The sequence below is a fragment of the Hymenobacter sp. genome (assembly GCF_036387835.1).
In the GTDB taxonomy this organism is placed as follows: Bacteria; Bacteroidota; Bacteroidia; order Cytophagales; family Hymenobacteraceae; genus Hymenobacter.
Map to the genome: position 1 here is coordinate 45,800 of NZ_DASVSY010000105.1, position 17,141 is coordinate 62,940.

Here is a 17,141-nt window from a genome sequence, read left to right on the forward strand (position 1 = left end):
GAAGGCAAATAAATACAAAGATAACAGCCTCAACAACGCATAAGGCCACCTTATTCGTGCCCATTGTTAAGCTGTACCCTTTGAGTGGCAAGCTTTAAGCTGCAAGCGAATATTCGACGAACAGCTTCCGGCTTGCTACTTAAAGCTTGCGGCTTTAAACCAGCTTATCCCGCTAATGGCAACTCGATGTAGAAAATGGTGCCGGTTCCTTCCTGCGTCTCAAACCAGATGCTGCCGCCGGCACTTTCAATGCCGCGCTTGGCTACCGCCAACCCGATGCCCGAACCAGTAATTTTTGTGGTGAAATTGGGCACAAACACCTTTTTGCGCACATCCGCCGGAATGCCCGCTCCATTATCCTTGATACCAACGCGTACTCGTCCTTCTGATTGAATCTGCAGACATACTTCAATCACCGGGGACCGTTCTTCGGGCACCGCTTGCAGGGCGTTGATTAATAGATTGTTGAAGGTCCGCACCAACAGGTTTTCGTCGGCAAACACCATCACCGGCTCCTCTCCAACGGGCAGCAACAAGCAGATGTGCGCGTCGGGACGGCTGCCTTGGTGCAACTCTACGCAACGGCGCACCACTTCCACCACGTCCAGCCGGGCCGGGCGCATAGCCGGCAGGTTGGTGAAGTTGGAAAAGGACGTGGCAATGTCCGTCAAAACATCAACCTGCGTGATGAGCGTTTGAGACACCTTGCCTATTAGCTCGTTGATGTTGGGACGGTTATCCTGAATGGCGCGCTGCAAGAACTGCAAACTTAGCTTCATGGGCGTGAGCGGGTTCTTGATTTCGTGCGCCACTTGTCGGGCCATTTCTCGCCAGGCGGCTTCCTTCTCTTGCACCGCCAGTTCCTGCTTGCTTTGCTCTAGCTTTAGCAGCATGGTATTGTACTCGCGCACCAGCAGCCCAATTTCGTCGTTGGATTGGTAATCGAGCATCTCGTTCTGGCCAGTGAGCGTGGTTTGCTTTAGCTTTTCGGTGAGCAGCTTAAGGGGGTTGGTAAGCACTCGGGAAGCAACAAAGGCCAGCACCAGAAACAGAATGAACATCACCGTGAACGTGTTCAGGATGATGGCCACCAAGTCAACCAGCTTGTTGTCGAGGTCTTTTTCGGAGTCGAAAAAGGGAATACCCACGTAGCCGAGCACGGCACTAGCGCGCTCGTCGGCGTCGGCGGCGGCCCGCAAGGGCAGATACAACGTGTTGAATGACAACGAGCCGGCTCTTTCCTCCAGCAGCACCCGAGGCTTCACCTGCTCTTTCAAGCCGGCTACCGCCTGCGGATTCATCAGCGTCCCCAACAGGCCGGACTCGAAGATGATTGGCTGACTGCTCACCAGCAGGATACCATGCGAATCGTAGAGGTTGAGGTCGGTTTCAGTGAGAGCCGACACGTTGTCGGCCAAGGCCAGAAGGTCGGTTCGGCTTGCTGAGTCGGCCAGCAGGCGACTATTTTCGAGTAGGTTGTCTTGTACGGCCCGGCCGCGGCGCTCATAAGTGCGCCGCAGGTCGCGTTGGTAGGAGCTTTTCACTTGGCTGATGGTGGCCACGCTCACCACTACCAGGGGCAGCATAATGCCAAGGTTCAGAAAGAGCTGAATCTTGGTGCTGAAGTTGGTGCGGAACACATCCAGATAAGCCCCTTGCCCCAGCAGGTAAAGGCCACTGCAAATCAGCACAAAGAAGGCGTGAAGCAAAAATAGAAACGAGAAGTTCGACAACCAGTCGCCAAAGCCATACGTGGCGGTGGTTACCACCACGGTTCGCTGCTGCGTTTCGTCGCGCATAGCAAAATGATGAAACCGCCCTAAGACAAGCCCCCCCTGGTACAAGCGCGGGTTCTTATAGAGGTCAGGCGTGAGCCGGTTCACGTAGTCATAGTCCCCTTCGCTATACACCAACTGGTCGTTTTCGTAACCAGCATAACTTAAATCAGCTCCTAAGCCTGGTTGGAAAAACTTCTGGTCTACTAGTAGTTCTGGTACTACACTGTAAGTAGTTAGCTTTTTCAGGGTAAGCTCTAGCAGCACGGTAGCGCTGCCTTTAGCGGTCGGCACGGTTATGAAGTCGACGTAGCGCCGGGTGCTAAACGAATTGCTGCCCCGCACCAGAAACAGATTAAGTTGATCGGTACGCGTGGCTGAGCGCAACAGGCGCGTGCGCATCTCGGGCAACGTTTCCGCTCCCGGCTCCCTTCCTATCGGCTTGCCAGCCGGGTTGAAAAGTGAAACTGCAATTTCGTACTTGTCGAAGTAATCGCGCAGGTAGTGCTTCACAATTCGCTGGCGCACTATTTCTGCATTTAGCGCGGTGACGGGAAGCATAGTCCGCAGAATTAGGGTGCGCAAGGAATGGTCAGCAGCCATTTCCTGCCCGCGCTCGTTCAGCAAAACTTCCCCCTGCAAATCATTTTCCAACAATAAGTTGCCCGCCAAACTCTGCTTATTAAGGACCAATTGCCTGTCAAAGTGCTCAAATAGGGCTAGTGCTCCCACAGCCGAGCTAATGCTAAGCATCAGAAACAAAAACAAATAGGTCTGATAGGGTATCATGGCAGCCACACTTCGCAAAGTGGTAAGCCGCAGGAAAAAGAAAAACAGCAGTGTAATTCCAAGCAGCACTAAATCAACCTGTGTTAGCGCCACTCCCAACGGCAGAATTACTAACGCACTCAGGCCGAGTGCTATGACGCCCAATTGCCGGGTTTCGAATCGCACAGTAGCTTCAAACAACTGTGCCAAGGCGTAGAAGCCCGCCAAATATGCTCCTGTATGCAACACGATAGCCAGGCAAAGCAAGGCTTTGAATCCAGAAACGGATATGTCCTGGGTTACATCAACTATAATTTGGGAATTGTTGAAGCTATTGGAGTAGAACGTAAAAAGCAGCTCCAGCAGTCCAAAAAAGCTGAATACCAAGGCCGCTCCCAACACTACCCGCTTCGGTAGTGACGTTACTCGTGCAGGCCACTGAACTACTTGGTAGCGTTGAAAAAGCAGCAGCCCATACCCGGCAGTAACTGTTAGCAGCAGGGCATTAATCAGTAAGTCGCCGAGCGAGGGAGAAAGCCAGGAAGCGGCGTATACCCGCGGGTTGAAAAGCGAAAGCTCGATAAAAGAAAAGGGCAGCTCGAAGTGCAAGAGTGCCGCCCGCAAGGCAGTCAAGGGCAGTACCACTGCCGCTGCACTCTCTAGCACCCGCCGCACCCGAAACAGCCTTCGCGCTAATACTAGCCAAGCTGTTATATATAAGCCAAGCCCTAGAAGCATTAAAGCAAGTGGCAGATACTTAACCGTTACGGGGTTAGGTTGCAGGCTCTCCAACGAAAAAAGGTAGTTGCCCTCGTTGGAATACAGCTTAGGCAGCTTAGAACGTCCGCCATCAGCTACTAGCCGTAAGTTGAGTCCCCGAAACAGTGCTCTCTCGGCACCTTCACCCAAGTAGCGGTTGCTAATACCATAGCTCTCTTCAAGCGGAATGTAAGTAATCACCACGTACGGGCCGGCCACGTGCCGTAAGGCTAGGTAACGCCCAAATTGCATGACTACCAGTTTCTCGTGGAAATCCTGCTGAGCATTGGAGCGGTTTGGCCGCACCATATTATCAGACCAGTACAGCAGCTGACCGCCCCGAAATATGAAGCAAGGATAAGTGGTCTGTTCTACTAGGGTCTGAAAAGTTAGCTTACCTTCCTGTACCTGTGTGGCTACGGCAGCAGCTTCTTGCTCTGCCCCAGTTTCCGCCTCCATCACCAACTGCTGCAACCGTGCCGCATCCGTACGCAACACCACGCCGGACGCTTGGCCATAGTGGTTGCCCAGGTAAGCGCCAACGAAACAAATAAAAGCGGCTAGCAACAAAGCCAGCGGCGAAAACCGGAAAAGCTTCAAACGACAAACAGTAAAGCGGTAGCGTGTTGCTCCGCAGCAACCGCCACCCAACAAAAATGCCGCCAAATGGCGGCATTTCCTATTTTCAATGAAATAGCATTATTACGAAGGTGGCCTATCTAGCAGGTTCGGATTATAGCGAATACCGCCAAAGAAGTACAGCATCACTACCCGTGCGTAACGAAAGAGCAAGGGTGTCATCAACACCACAATCGTAGCTACTGCCGTCACATATACCCACACAGGTGGATCGTTGGCCAAGTAGTAGAGTAGCACCCCGGTAAAGAAGACTATGCCTGTGGAAAAGCCATAACTGATGTACATAGCCCCCCAGTAAAAGCCTACCTCCGGCTCGTAGTACTGACCACAAGCCACGCAATCCTCATACATTTCATCGAACCTGCGCAGGTTCCAAGCCGAATGTTTGAAAAGCGGCCCCTGATGGCATCGTGGACATTTCTGAGCCACCATGGACAACAGCGCAGAATCGACAGCGGCCATTTATTCGCTGGTCGCCTTGCTCCGCGGGTGGGTGTTGCGATACCAGAAATAGCCAACGGCCCCCATCAACAGGTACGGAATGGCCGCCATGTACAAGATACCCTTGTTCAAGCCCGAAAAATCGTATCCATCCTTTTCCGTGCGAGATGCTTCTACTTGCGTTTTGCACATAGAGCACTGCGCATTGGCCGCTAAGGGAGCTAAGCTAAACAGCAGACCAAGTACCACTGCAAAAAACGACTTTACTACTAGCTTCTTCATACTATTTCCAACAACAGGGAGCAGGCAAAGTTTCCTTACTTAAGTGTAGTAAGGCGAAATCATGAAATACACAATCACGCCCGTTACGGATACGTACAACCAAATCGGGAAGGTCCAGCGGGCAATGCGCCGGTGCTTGGCAAATTGCTGCGTAAGAGCAAAGTAGAGCGTAAACAGCACCAACGCCACCGTTACGGCCGCCAACGTGATGTGCGTGAGCAGAAAGAAGTAATACACGCTTCTAATCAGGCCAACGCCACCGAATTTGGTGCTAGGCACTTGTGAGTGGTAGACCACGTACGATACCAGAAAAAACGAGCCCATCAGGAAGGCCAGCCCCATCATGGTACGGTGCCGAATTACATTCTTCTGCCGGATAAAGTAATACCCAGCTACCAGCAACACAGCCGTAAGAGAATTCAGTACGGCATTTACAGCAGGCAGCATTTTTACCTGTGCCCCTTCTATGCGAAAGGTATTGGGGAAGTAGTGCAGAATAGCTACTGCTACTGGAATGATGGTCCCAAGCGCTGCTGCTAATACTTTGTACTTGGTGTAACTGCCGTTGTCGGGCTTAAGGGCCGGCTTACTGACTGTGGTCATAGGTGTAGAGTAGCACGTTGATTTCCGTCATGAGGCGATCCACGTCTTTGGCCTTGGTCCCGTCGTAGATGCCGCGCACGCGCTTATCACGGTCTACGAGGTACAAGTTTTGGCTGTGCACAATGCCGGGAGCCACCCCACTAGGGGCTGGCAGCCGAAACTCCTCAGTAGCTAACCGATAAAGAGCCGTTTTGTCACCAGTCAGGAAAAACCATTTTCCAGCAATAGCACCATACTGCTCAGCATAGCGGCCAAGCACTGCCACCGAATCGTGGACGGGGTCCACCGTATAGGAAACCAATTTTACCCGCGGTTCGTGCCGGAACTTCTCTTGTACTCGCGCCATTTGGCTGTTCATGCGCGGGCAGGCCCCTGGGCAGGTAGCAAAAAAGAAATTGGCGATGTACAAACCGTCGCCAAGGTCTTTTTGCGAAATCAAGCGGCCCGACTGCGAAGCCAACTGAAAATCAGCTACCCTATGAAAAACAGTATCGCGCTGCCACTTTCCGGCTACCAGCGTCGAATCGACCCGGTCAGGCAGGAAAGTAGGCAGCGCGAAACGGTTGGCACCGAACGTGTAGAGAAACACGAAAGCCAGTACCGGGACCAACAACATAAGGCCCAACAACAGGACGTGTTTGGGCCGCATGTACTTAGTTGAAAGCGTTCTGGATAGCTTGGCCGCTGTAAGTGCCTTCCGAAACCAGAGCAATCAGCAACCAGACGAGCAACGCCATCGGGATGAGAATAGTCCAGATAAGCGCTTTTACCTCATGCTTCAAGTGCATGAACTCGGCCACAATAAAGAAAGCCTTGAAGATGGTGAGGATGATGAAGATGGAATTGCGAAGAGTACCCGGATTCATCAGGAATACGAACACGAACTCTAGAGCAGTGATACCAACTAAAACAAAAAAGGTCTTCCAGATCCAGCCTACATTGGGCTTTGGAATCTCCCCAGCGGGTACCGGTTCGGTGTTTGCGTGATTAGCCATTTGGTATGAGTAGTTGATTGTTGACTGCTGAGTTGTTGATTGTTAGGCAATCTGCTTTCAGCAATCAATCATGCAGCAATTAAACGAGGTAGAAGAAGGTGAAAACGAACACCCACACAAGGTCTACAAAGTGCCAGTACAAGCCTACTTTTTCTATCATCTCGTAATGCCCCCGTTTGTGAAACGTATCGTTGGTAGTAGCAATAAAGCAATACACCAACAGACACACGCCCGAAAAAACGTGAGTACCGTGAAATCCAGTGATGAAGAAAAACAAATCGGCAAAAAGTACCGGACCGTATTGATTCTGCGCCAAGTTAGCTCCGTGGAACACAGACCCATCGGCCATCAAAGTACCCTCCTCATGGCCACCAATAAAGTGGCTCCACTCCCAGGCCTGAGAAGCAAGGAAAGTAGCGCCAAACAGGATGGTCCACAACATCCACTTCTGCACGTCCTGCTTGTCCATCCGGTGACCAGCTTCTACGGCTAGTACCATCGTTACAGAGCTGAAAATGAGAATCATCGTCATCAAGGCCACGAAAGCCAGCGGCAGATCTACGCCGTGCAAGCCAGGAAAGGCATTGAACACTTTATCCGGCACAGGCCAATAGGCCGTCGAAAACTCGAAAGCTTTGCCGGCCGCCGCGTCGAAAGCAGGATAACGGTGGCGGATCAGGCCATATGTGGTTAGGAAAGCAGCGAACGTGAAAGCGTCCGACAGCAGGAAGAACCACATCATTAGCTTGCCATAGCTAGCTTTGAAGGGTTCGTTGCCACCGTCCCAGTTGCCGCTCCGTGGCCGATCAGTGGCGGAGGAGGCAGTGGTTTGGGGCTGCGTCGAGATGATGGTGGACATAGCGTGCGGGGTAAGACGAGACTAGTGGTTCAAAAGTAGGAACAAATACAAGTACAACCAAAGCCCGCCGAGGAAGTGCCAATAGATGGTCACGTTGCCAATAGAAAGCATTTGCCGCGAATGCACTTGATACTTAAAGCTTTTGCGTAGTACGCGCAGCAAAAAAATCAACCCCGTAATCAAGTGAAAAGCGTGTACCCCCATCAGCACATACAGAAACGAACCCGACGGATTAGCATCAACGCCGCCGAAGTGAATCTTGTTGCGTACGAGTTCAACCCACACATTCCACTGCCCTATCAAAAATACGAGGCCAAGTACGAAAGTGATGAGGATGCCCGTCTGCACGCGGCGCAGCTCGTCTTTGCGCGCCGAGGCATAAGCCCACTGAATACTGGCGCTGCTTAAGGCAATGATGATGCTGGTATAAAGCAGGCTATGGGGCAAGTCGAACTCCAGCCAGTTGCCTTCTTCGCGCCGCACAATGTAAGCGCTGGTATACGCAGCAAATATCATAGTGCTGCTTACCATCATGAGCCAGAGCAGCACGCGCAACGGATGGGTTCCAATGGCGGGCTCCCGGTCTTTAAGAATCTCTAATTCAGAGGAATGCATGGCAGAAGATTATATGGTTTTGAGCGACGCTCAGCTTATTAAGAAACACTTACAATTGAAATGTAGTTTGCATTATCGCTACATCTCAACTGTTTTTTCTTGACTCACATCTTATCCAGAACCAACGCAATTTGCACGATGGGTAAGTATAAGAAAGAACCGAACATGATTCGCATGGCCGCCTTCTTGGTGCAAGTGCGCATCAGATAGAGCGTTTGCATCAGGAACAGCACACCGCAGAGCACGGCAATAAGAGCTGAGGTTTTACCGGCCATGTTGAACTGCAATGGCAGCAAACTCAGCGGGATGAGCAGCAGCGTGTAGGTCATGATTTGAAAAGCCGTGCGTAGATCTTTTCGCCCGGGGGAGGGCAGCATCTTGAATCCAGCCGCCTTATAGTCGTCGTCTAACACCCAGGCAATAGCCCAGAAGTGCGGAAACTGCCACATAAACTGGATACCAAAAAGCACCCACGCCTCTGGCCCTAGCACGCCCGTAGCGGCTACATAGCCAATAAGAGGAGGCATACCACCCGGAATGGCTCCTACTGCCACACACACCGGCGAAATCGTCTTGAGGGGCGTGTAGATGAAGCCGTAGAGGATAAGCGAAATCAATGACAGCGCTGCCGCGAGTGGGTTAAAGCAATAAGACATTATTGCCAAGCCTGCTACCCCCATCAGAACAGTAAACACCCATGCCTCGGTGATACTCAGAACACCTTGCGGTAACGGCCGATTGGCCGTCCGCTTCATTAGCTTGTCCAGATCAATCTCGTAGATCTGATTGATAGTATTGGCTGCGCCTGTCACCGCTAGCCCTCCTACCATCACCAGTAGTGCCCTACCCCAATCGAAAGCCTGGACTCCAAGTAGATAGCCGATAGCGCTTGAGAAGGCTACCGTCAACGACAACCGGAATTTTAGTAACTGAAAATATGCCCTGGCTTTGGTCATCAGTGGGTAAAACAACGCAACCGGCGAATAGTCTTCGAACCGGGCCGCAAAGTTACGCAACAACGCTTGCATAAGTGGTCTTTGGTTGCGTTTTAGCTTGGCGAGCATACCGGATAATAGTTAGGAACTGTGCCCCGAATAGAACCGTAGCAACCGTCAGATGCACGGGCTGGACGGTGGCCGGCAACGCCAAATAGGCCAGAGTCACCCCTGCTATTATCTCCATTGCCAATAAACCCATTGTAACAGTTGCTAGTCGTTGCAATTGAGAGTTACGAGTCTGATACAACTGGTACGCTACGTACACATTCAGAACCAGCAGGATCAAAGAGAAAGAGCGGTGCACTTTGAAGATATTGCCTAGCTGCTCTACCCATTCGGCCCGACCCAAGTAATTGGCTGCAGTAGCAACTACGTCTACCTGCTCACGAACTTGAGTACCCAGCACTATCTGCCCGAAAGTGAAAAGAGCAGTCAGCCATAGAAGCGGAATCAGCCGCTTAGGAAGGCCCTCAGAATTAGCCGCTACCGCCGTTCGCTCCTGCTGTGAGCGGTCAACGGCATAGATTAACATAGCTACAATGAGCAAAGCAAGCGCCATGTGCACTGTTACAAGCTCGGGCAACAGGTTAGTAGATACTACCAAGGACCCCAGCCAGCCCTGAAAGCCAGTAAGCAAGAAGGCCGCAAAAGCCAACCAAAACACGGTGCGGTCACGCCGCCAGTAAGGCAGAGCTAACACTACCGTCAGAAAAATAAATACTCCAATCAAAGCGCCCAATAACCGGTTCAGGTACTCGATCCAAGTTTTAGTGGCATTAAAGTCAGTCTCAATGAATTGGGTAGGATGCGCAAATATTTGACCGGCTACCTGCTTGAAACCAAGCCGCTCCAAAGTTTTGGCCAACTTCTGGTTTTTAGCTACTCGCTGCGCAGTGTATATCTCCTTGTAGCCAACAGGCAACTCACTAGCTTGTGTTGGAGGAACCCACGTGCCAAAGCACTTCGGCCAATCGGGGCATCCCATTCCGGATCCTGTGCTTCGAACGATGCCACCCACAAGAATCAGCAAGTACACAGAAACCACAGTCAGGATGCCAAAAAACCGAAAGCGGCGTACAAAAGCAGGTTGAGTCATGTAGGATTTCTTGTTGCTAAGGTGGACAAAGAAGTAACAGTTGAACTCCCCTTTTGGTGTCCGATTTTCGGTTAAACAGCTTAGCTGTTTATGAGCACCCTAAAACAAAACGGGCCGCCGTAAGTACAGCGGCCCGTTTCGGGGTTATTTGCCAAGCGGCTACTACTCGTTTTCGCTCTCGTAAGGCAAGTTCGAAGACTGCGTTTTCGAGTAAGGCACGTTCTGCGGAATAAAGTCTTCCTCTGAACCAGGCTTGCTATAGTCATAGGGCCAACGGTAAACGGCGGGAATTTCGCCGGGCCAGTTGCCGTGGCCAGGTACTACCGGGGTAGTCCACTCCAGCGTAGTCGAGCGCCATGGGTTTTCGGTGGCACGACGACCGCGGAAGATGCTATAGAAGAAGTTGAAGATGAACACAAATTGTGCGAAGAACGCTAGGATAGCGGCAACCGAGATGAACTTGTTGAGGTCAGCAAACTGGCTGAACATCTCGAAACCCGTCCATGCATAATAACGACGCGGGAAACCGGCAATACCGATGTAGTGCATAGGCAAGAACACCAAGTAAACACCTAAGAAGGTCAACCAGAAGTGGATGTAGCCAAGCTTCTCATCCATCATGCGTCCGAACATCTTCGGGAACCAGTGGTACACCCCGGCAAACAAGCCGAAGAAAGCCGAGCTACCCATTACTAGGTGGAAGTGAGCTACCACAAAGTAGGTGTTGTGCATCTGAATGTCCAGAGCAGCGTTACCAAGGATAATACCGGTCAAACCACCTGAGATAAACAGCGACACGAAGCCAATGGAGAACAACATAGCTGAAGTGAAGCGGATATTGCCGCGCCAGAGCGTCGCCAGCCAGTTGAAGGTCTTTACCGCCGAGGGCACGGCAATAATGAGCGTCAGGAACATGAACACCGAGCCCAGGAACGGGTTCATCCCCGTCACGAACATGTGGTGAGCCCACACAACGAAAGACAACAAGGAAATACCGAGGAGTGAACCAATCATAGCCCGGTAGCCGAAGATAGGCTTACGAGAGTTAGTAGCCAGAATTTCGGATACCATACCCATGGCGGGCATAATGACGATGTACACCTCAGGGTGACCCAGGAACCAGAACAAGTGCTGGAACAGAATCGGCGAGCCGCCCGTGTTGGGCAAGGCCTGCCCGGCAATGTAGATGTCGGATAAGAAGAAGCTCGTGCCGAAGCTGCGGTCGAAGATGAGCAGCAGCGCCGCCGAAAACAGCACCGGAAACGCCAGTAGCCCCAGGATGGCCGTCAAGAAGAACGCCCAGATAGTAAGCGGCAGCTTGCCCATGCTCATGCCGCGGGTGCGCAGGTTGATAACCGTGGTGATGTAGTTCACGCCGCCCAAAAGCTGCGAAATGATAAACAGTGCCATCGACACCAGCCACATGGTCATACCCATACCAGAGCCGGGGATAGCCTGCTTTAAGGCGCTCAGCGGTGGGTAAATGGTCCAACCAGCAGAAGCAGGTCCTGTCTCCAAGAAGATAGACACGAACATGATAACACTCGAGGTAAAGAAAAACCAGTACGAGAGCATGTTCATAAAGCCCGAGGCCATGTCGCGGGCCCCGACTTGCAGCGGAATCAGAAAGTTGGAGAAAGTACCAGACAGGCCCGCCGTCAGCACGAAGAACACCATGATGGTGCCGTGCATGGTAACCAGCGCCAGGTAAAATTCAGGATTCAGCTTACCAGCCTCCACCCATTTCCCTAGTACCGGCGTCAGCCAAGCCATTGTCGACTCGGGCCAGCCTAGCTGCAAACGGAACAAGCTAGACAAAGTACCACCCAAGATTGCCCAGAAGATACCCGTAATGAGGAACTGCTTGGCAATTACCTTGTGGTCGGTGCTGAACACGTACCGAAACAGCCAGTGCTGATCATGGTGATGATCATCATGGAGCTCATGCTCATGATGGGTGGTCTGTGGCTCGGACATCCCGATACCCACTTGCACCTGATTTGGAAGATTAGCAGCCATATAAGGAGCTTGCGATTAACTAAGTGAAATTATAGCGAAGCTTTGGTAGCAGGTATAGCCACCGCAGCAGCTGCCTTCTTTACAACCAGCTTCTCTTCCTTCTGTTTGAAAGAAGCCAATACATCTGGATTCTGTTCGGAGAAAGACTTTTGCTGAGCATACCAAGCGACATAATCATCTGGCTCATCCACCACGATGGTAAACTTCATGGCGAAGTGGCCGCGGCCGCAGATCTGATTGCAGGCAAGCTCATAGTTGAACTTTGGATTGCCTAGCTGAGCACGCATCTCGTCCGTAGACTTGGTTGGGGTAAACCAGAACTTAGTTGGCATACCAGGCACGGCATACATCTGCACCCGGAAGTGCGGCATGTATACAGCGTGTAGCACGTCGCGCGAGCGAATTTTCAGCAACACAGGGTGACCCTTAGGAACATGTATCTCACCAGGCACAAAGTCGTCAAGACCTGCCTTATCTGAAAGATCAAACCCAAATTCGTTGGTAGCATCAATCAAACGATAGTTCACGACGCCTAGCTTCATATCACGGCCAGGGTAGCGCACCAACCAGTTGAACTGCTTGCCCATCACCTCTAATACCACTGAATCTTTCGGAGCCGGACCCGTAATACGGGTCCACTCTTTCCAGCCAGCGAATACCAGCGCGGCCATCACGATGGCGGGAATCACCGTCCAGATAATCTCAATTTTGTTGTTGTGCGGGAAGAAATAAGCGCGGCGGCCTTCCTGATGTTGGTACTTATAAGAGTATACAAACAGCAAAACCTGCGTCAGCACAAATACCAACCCGATGACAATCATCGTAATCCAGAACATCCGCTCAGTTGCATGGCCGTGCACCGAAGCAATAGGCGGGTTCATCTTGTCGTAGTTGTCACCAAACGACCAAGCGAAGGCAGCACCACCTACTATTAGGAACACCAGCATCAGTATCCCGTTCACACGGTTGCTAGTGCCGAATTCACGAGCTGAGCTACCAGAAAAAATTGAAGTCAGAATCTGGAGACGAAATAGCAGGCCAAATACGACCAGTACCAATGCCAGCACCAACAAAATACCAAGAGCAGTCATTCTGTAAAGATTAGAAGAGAAACTTAGAGCCTAGAGCTTGCCCACTTAGACTAAACAAATAATCCAAGCTTTAAGCTCCACAATCTTGTCTCTAAAATTTAGGTGGTATGATGAACGCTTTCATCCAGGAACGGATGGTGCACTGGAACCAAAGAAGCCTGAGCAAGACGCTTGGTCATTAACAGCAGGAAGCTTCCCAAGAACACAAGTGCAACCCCGAACTCTATTACAAACCCGTTATTGGCTTGCATAGTTGCCGGCATGATCATTAAATAAAAGTCAAACCAGTGGCCTACTAGAATGGCGATACAAACAATCTTCAACATGATCATCTGGCGTTTAGCATCGCGCGTCATCAGCACCAAGAAGGGGAAGGCGAAATTGATCAGCAGGTTGAAAAAGAACAGCCAAGTGTATTGACCATTGAAGCCCCCAAGACGCTGGTTGAAGTACACTGCTTCTTCAGGCAGGTTGGCGTACCAGATCAACATGAACTGCGAGAACCATATGTACGTCCAGAATATGCTGAAACCGAACATGAACTTACCTAAGTCATGCAAATGATCAGGCCGAATGAAGTTCAGATAACCAGCCTGCTTCAACAGGATCACGCACAAGGTAGTAGCAGCAATACCTGACACCCACCAGGAAGCAAAAACGTACCACCCAAACATAGTGGAGAACCAGTGCGTGTCGATAGACATCACCCAGTCCCAGGCAGCCATAGAAGAGGTAACAGCGAATAACACCAAGAAGAGCGCCGATGCGGTAATGCTCTTGTGGAAGTATTCTGTGCCTCCATTCAAATCTTCCTGCAATGACAACGTCCGCAACTTGTTGGTGAACACCACCCAGATTGTAATGTAGGAAATGGTGCGAATTAGGTAGAAAGGAATGGTAAGAAACCCCGACTTGCCAGCAATGATAGGGTCATAGGTAGCACTGCCTTTGGTCATGATGCCTGGCAACGTCCAATGGAAAATATCATTGTTGATGAGGTTGAGCCCGAAAAGCAAAACCAGCAAAATACCACCAGGCAGCACCCAAGCACTCAAGGCCTCGTTAACACGCTTGATCAGGACCGACCAGCCAGCGTAAGCCACGTACTGAATGGCCATAAACACCGTACCAATCACCGATACTCCCGTGAAGAACACGTTGTTGTGCCATAAGCTCACGAGTAAGCGCTTCAACCAAATAGGGCTACCATGATGGGCCGTGCCCTCGTGACCAGCAGAGGTGGCGCCATGAGCAGCGGCAGCACCTTCGTGCGCTGCTTCGCCTACACCAAAAGCAGCCAATATCAGGCCTATTACCAGCAGAACTACGCCAGCAATTATAATAGTGATGAACCTCTTGCGGGTGCTAGGCGGAACCTGAAGGTATTCCGCCGTTATGCTCTCTTGATGCGTCAGAGTTGCCATTAATTCTGCGGTTTAGCCGTTTCGCTTGGGAGATTGGTTCCGTTTCGTGCTTCTACGCCGCCTTGTCCAGGGGTTACTGATTCTTTATCAGCTTGTGCTTCCTGAACAGGAGCTTGGTTTTGACCATCGGTTGATTCCGATGTAGTACCAGCACTTTGGCCTCTCGCTTTCAAGAAATCATTCATACCATCCGGGCCTTTGCCTTGCTGCAACATGCGCACATACATAGCAATTCTCCACCGTTCGTCAGGAGCAACCTGTGAGCCGTGCGGCATCATGCGACCCTTACCCCATTGAATCACGTGGTAGATATGGCCGTCGTTCATGGTTTTGTAAGCCCCAGCTGAATAAGCCGGAACACCTTTGAACTTAGCGGCAACCGGCCCTTGGCCATCGCCTTGCTCACCATGGCAGTGTTGGCAGTTACGCGTGTAAAGCGTCTGTCCTTCCTGTAGGTTTTCCTTGGTATAAGCAACAGGATTCTTGAGCGTGCGCTCGGCAATACCTATGCTATCCTTCGGGATATGCGAGTAATAGTTTAGCTTACCTAGAGGTACAGTTCCGACCACCGGCGTACGCTCGTTAATCCCTAAAGGATTAACCGTATTGGTGTTCAACTGCTTCAACGGCTCGTACGGAATAGGATAATACATTTCCGGAGCGTACTCGAGGCCGGGGTCGTCAGCACGGTTGCACCCGGTAGAGAACACCGAAGCCAACAGAAGAGCTGACGCTTGCAGACCTAGTTTCAGCGAATGCGTCATTAGAATTTAGACATTTCTTTCTCATTCACCTCTGAAGCGCCGTTAGCGCGCAGCAGCTGTGTCAGACGGTTCAAGTCAGTTTTCTCGTTCATTTCAATAGCCATCACAAACTTGTCGTCAGTAGCCCGAACGTCTAGCACTGGCGTTTTCCAGCGCGGATACAGGCTACTAATCGTATAGAAAGTGATAACCATCCCGTGACAGGTGAAAAAAACTGTCAATTCGAAAGCCACGGGAATGAAGGCCGGCAATGCAATGTGAGGCTTACCACCAATGATCATTGGCCAGTCGAAGCCTAGCATATAAATCTGCATCCACAGGGCAAATGACAAACCTGTCATGCCTAGAAAGAACGCAGCAATGGGCAATCGAGAGCGTTGTATCCCTAGCGCATCATCGATGCCGTGCACGGGGAAGGGAGAAAACACCTCGTAGATCTTAATGCCCGCTTCCCGGACATTTTCAATAGCGTGCAATAGCACGTCCTCGTCTTCAAAGATGCCGAGGGCAAAGCGCTTACTCATGCTTGTTGTAGTTTACGGGCGCCGAAGCCGGAACACCGTGAGTGGCAGGTTGGTGAGCTTGCTCGCTGTGACCATGGATACCAGTGTAAGTTGGACCATTGTCGACAGTATATTTCAGGATAGTCTTTACCTCGGCCATGTTCACTACAGGGAAGAACTTGGCGAAAAGCAGGAACAATGTGAAGAACAAGCCCAACGTACCTACATAAATACCGATGTCGATAATGGAAGGCGAGAACATAACCCAACTCGATGGCAGGTAGTCACGGTGTAGCGAGGTTACGATAATTACGAAACGCTCAAACCACATACCGATGTTCACAATGATCGACAAGATAAACGTCAGCGGAATGCTATAACGAACCCGGCGGAACCACACCAACTGAGGAGTAATTACGTTGCAGGTCATCATGGAAGCATAAGCCCACCAGTAAGGACCAGTAGCCCGGTTGATGAAAGCATATTGCTCGAACTCAACCTGCGAGTACCAAGCAATGAAGAACTCCGTGATGTAAGCAACCCCTACGATAGAGCCTGTCACCATCATGATTTTGTTCATGAGGGCAATGTGCTCCAACGTAATATAGTCTTCCAGCTTGAACACTACCCGCGTGATAAGCATCAGTGTGAGTACCATGGCGAAGCCGGAGAAGATAGCACCAGCAACGAAATAAGGCGGGAAGATGGTGGTGTGCCAACCCGGTACAACCGAGGTAGCAAAGTCCATTGATACGATAGTGTGTACCGAAAGCACCAGCGGAGTGGAAACACCTGCCAAGATCAGCGATACTGTTTCGTAACGCGACCAGTGTTTGGCCGAACCTTTCCAGCCGAAGCTCAGCAAAGAGTAAGCTACTTTGGCAATTGGACCCTTGGCCCGGTCACGGATAGTAGCGAAGTCTGGAACCAGACCTGTATACCAGAATACCAGCGATACAGTGAAGTAGGTCGAGATGGCGAAAACGTCCCAGAGCAGCGGCGAGTTGAAGTTAACCCACAACGAACCGAACGTATTCTGGAAAGGGAACACCCAATAAGCCAACCACGGACGTCCCATGTGCAGCACAGGGAACATAGCGGCACAGATTACGGCGAAGATGGTCATTGCCTCGGCCGCACGGTTGATGGACGAGCGCCACTTCTGACGGAACAGCAGCAGTACAGCCGAAATCAGCGTGCCAGCGTGACCGATACCTACCCACCACACGAAGTTGGTGATGTCCCAGGCCCAGCCGACCGTTTTGTTAAGACCCCACTCTCCAATGCCGTACCAAAGGGTACGATACACAGAGTAGAGGAAAATCCCGAGGAAGAAAAGCGCCACGCTTAAAGCCGCCATCCAACGAATGTTGGGTTTAGCCTCTACCTGGCGGCAAATATCTTGTGTGACGTCGTGGTACGTTTTCCCCCCGGTTACGAGCGGCTCCCGTACAGGCGATACGTGCTGCATATGTTTATTGGTTTAGTAGGGTTTAGAAACTCAGGAACT

The 17,141-nt window shown here is 51.2% G+C and carries 16 protein-coding genes; all 16 read right to left on the minus strand.

Annotation, left to right across the window (positions count from 1 at the left end):
• Nucleotides 1-164: 164 nt before the first annotated feature.
• The gene (locus tag VF639_RS20010; protein WP_331147714.1) at nucleotides 165-3,902 is read right to left on the minus strand and encodes a sensor histidine kinase; all 3,738 of its coding nucleotides are present in this window, start codon (nucleotides 3,900-3,902) and stop codon (nucleotides 165-167) included.
• Nucleotides 3,903-4,004: 102 nt separating this feature from the next.
• Complete coding sequence (locus VF639_RS20015; RefSeq protein ID WP_331147715.1) at nucleotides 4,005-4,292, minus strand: DUF983 domain-containing protein; 288 nt, start codon at nucleotides 4,290-4,292, stop codon at nucleotides 4,005-4,007.
• A gap of 111 nt (nucleotides 4,293-4,403) precedes the next feature.
• Nucleotides 4,404-4,664: a hypothetical protein gene (locus VF639_RS20020; protein WP_331147716.1), complete on the minus strand. Its 261-nt coding sequence runs from the start codon at nucleotides 4,662-4,664 to the stop codon at nucleotides 4,404-4,406.
• 39 nt (nucleotides 4,665-4,703) lie between these two features.
• Complete coding sequence (locus VF639_RS20025; RefSeq protein WP_331147717.1) at nucleotides 4,704-5,267, minus strand: DUF420 domain-containing protein; 564 nt, start codon at nucleotides 5,265-5,267, stop codon at nucleotides 4,704-4,706.
• Nucleotides 5,251-5,883 carry an SCO family protein gene (locus VF639_RS20030; RefSeq protein WP_331147718.1) on the minus strand — a complete coding sequence of 211 codons (633 nt, stop codon included), beginning with the start codon at nucleotides 5,881-5,883 and terminating at the stop codon, nucleotides 5,251-5,253. Before VF639_RS20030 ends, VF639_RS20025 begins: the two co-directional genes overlap by 17 nt.
• A gap of 37 nt (nucleotides 5,884-5,920) precedes the next feature.
• The gene (locus tag VF639_RS20035) at nucleotides 5,921-6,262 is read right to left on the minus strand and encodes a cytochrome C oxidase subunit IV family protein (protein ID WP_331147719.1); all 342 of its coding nucleotides are present in this window, start codon (nucleotides 6,260-6,262) and stop codon (nucleotides 5,921-5,923) included.
• A gap of 79 nt (nucleotides 6,263-6,341) precedes the next feature.
• Nucleotides 6,342-7,121 (minus strand): cytochrome c oxidase subunit 3, encoded by a 780-nt coding sequence (locus VF639_RS20040; RefSeq protein ID WP_331147720.1) that lies wholly within the window; start codon nucleotides 7,119-7,121, stop codon nucleotides 6,342-6,344.
• Nucleotides 7,122-7,142: 21 nt separating this feature from the next.
• Nucleotides 7,143-7,736 carry a cytochrome c oxidase subunit 3 gene (locus VF639_RS20045; protein WP_331147721.1) on the minus strand — a complete coding sequence of 198 codons (594 nt, stop codon included), beginning with the start codon at nucleotides 7,734-7,736 and terminating at the stop codon, nucleotides 7,143-7,145.
• Between the two features lie 104 nt (nucleotides 7,737-7,840).
• Nucleotides 7,841-8,692, minus strand: coding sequence for a heme o synthase (cyoE, locus tag VF639_RS20050; RefSeq protein ID WP_331147804.1), 852 nt, complete (start codon nucleotides 8,690-8,692; stop codon nucleotides 7,841-7,843).
• Nucleotides 8,693-8,744: 52 nt separating this feature from the next.
• Complete coding sequence (locus VF639_RS20055) at nucleotides 8,745-9,830, minus strand: COX15/CtaA family protein (RefSeq protein ID WP_331147722.1); 1,086 nt, start codon at nucleotides 9,828-9,830, stop codon at nucleotides 8,745-8,747.
• Between the two features lie 162 nt (nucleotides 9,831-9,992).
• Nucleotides 9,993-11,807 carry a cytochrome c oxidase subunit I gene (locus VF639_RS20060; RefSeq protein WP_331147805.1) on the minus strand — a complete coding sequence of 605 codons (1,815 nt, stop codon included), beginning with the start codon at nucleotides 11,805-11,807 and terminating at the stop codon, nucleotides 9,993-9,995.
• A 71-nt stretch (nucleotides 11,808-11,878) separates the two neighbouring features.
• Nucleotides 11,879-12,940 (minus strand): cytochrome c oxidase subunit II, encoded by a 1,062-nt coding sequence (locus VF639_RS20065; protein ID WP_331147723.1) that lies wholly within the window; start codon nucleotides 12,938-12,940, stop codon nucleotides 11,879-11,881.
• A gap of 98 nt (nucleotides 12,941-13,038) precedes the next feature.
• Nucleotides 13,039-14,364, minus strand: coding sequence for a quinol:cytochrome C oxidoreductase (locus VF639_RS20070; protein ID WP_331147724.1), 1,326 nt, complete (start codon nucleotides 14,362-14,364; stop codon nucleotides 13,039-13,041).
• Nucleotides 14,364-15,128 (minus strand): c-type cytochrome, encoded by a 765-nt coding sequence (locus VF639_RS20075; protein WP_331147725.1) that lies wholly within the window; start codon nucleotides 15,126-15,128, stop codon nucleotides 14,364-14,366. The genes VF639_RS20070 and VF639_RS20075 overlap by 1 nt, the downstream gene beginning before the upstream one ends.
• On the minus strand, nucleotides 15,128-15,652 hold the full coding sequence (locus tag VF639_RS20080; protein WP_331147726.1) for a DUF3341 domain-containing protein: 525 nt from the start codon (nucleotides 15,650-15,652) through the stop codon (nucleotides 15,128-15,130). The genes VF639_RS20075 and VF639_RS20080 overlap by 1 nt, the downstream gene beginning before the upstream one ends.
• Entirely contained in the window at nucleotides 15,645-17,102 is a 1,458-nt protein-coding gene (nrfD, locus tag VF639_RS20085) for an NrfD/PsrC family molybdoenzyme membrane anchor subunit (protein ID WP_245119260.1), read from the minus strand. The genes VF639_RS20080 and nrfD overlap by 8 nt, the downstream gene beginning before the upstream one ends.
• Nucleotides 17,103-17,141: the final 39 nt, after the last annotated feature.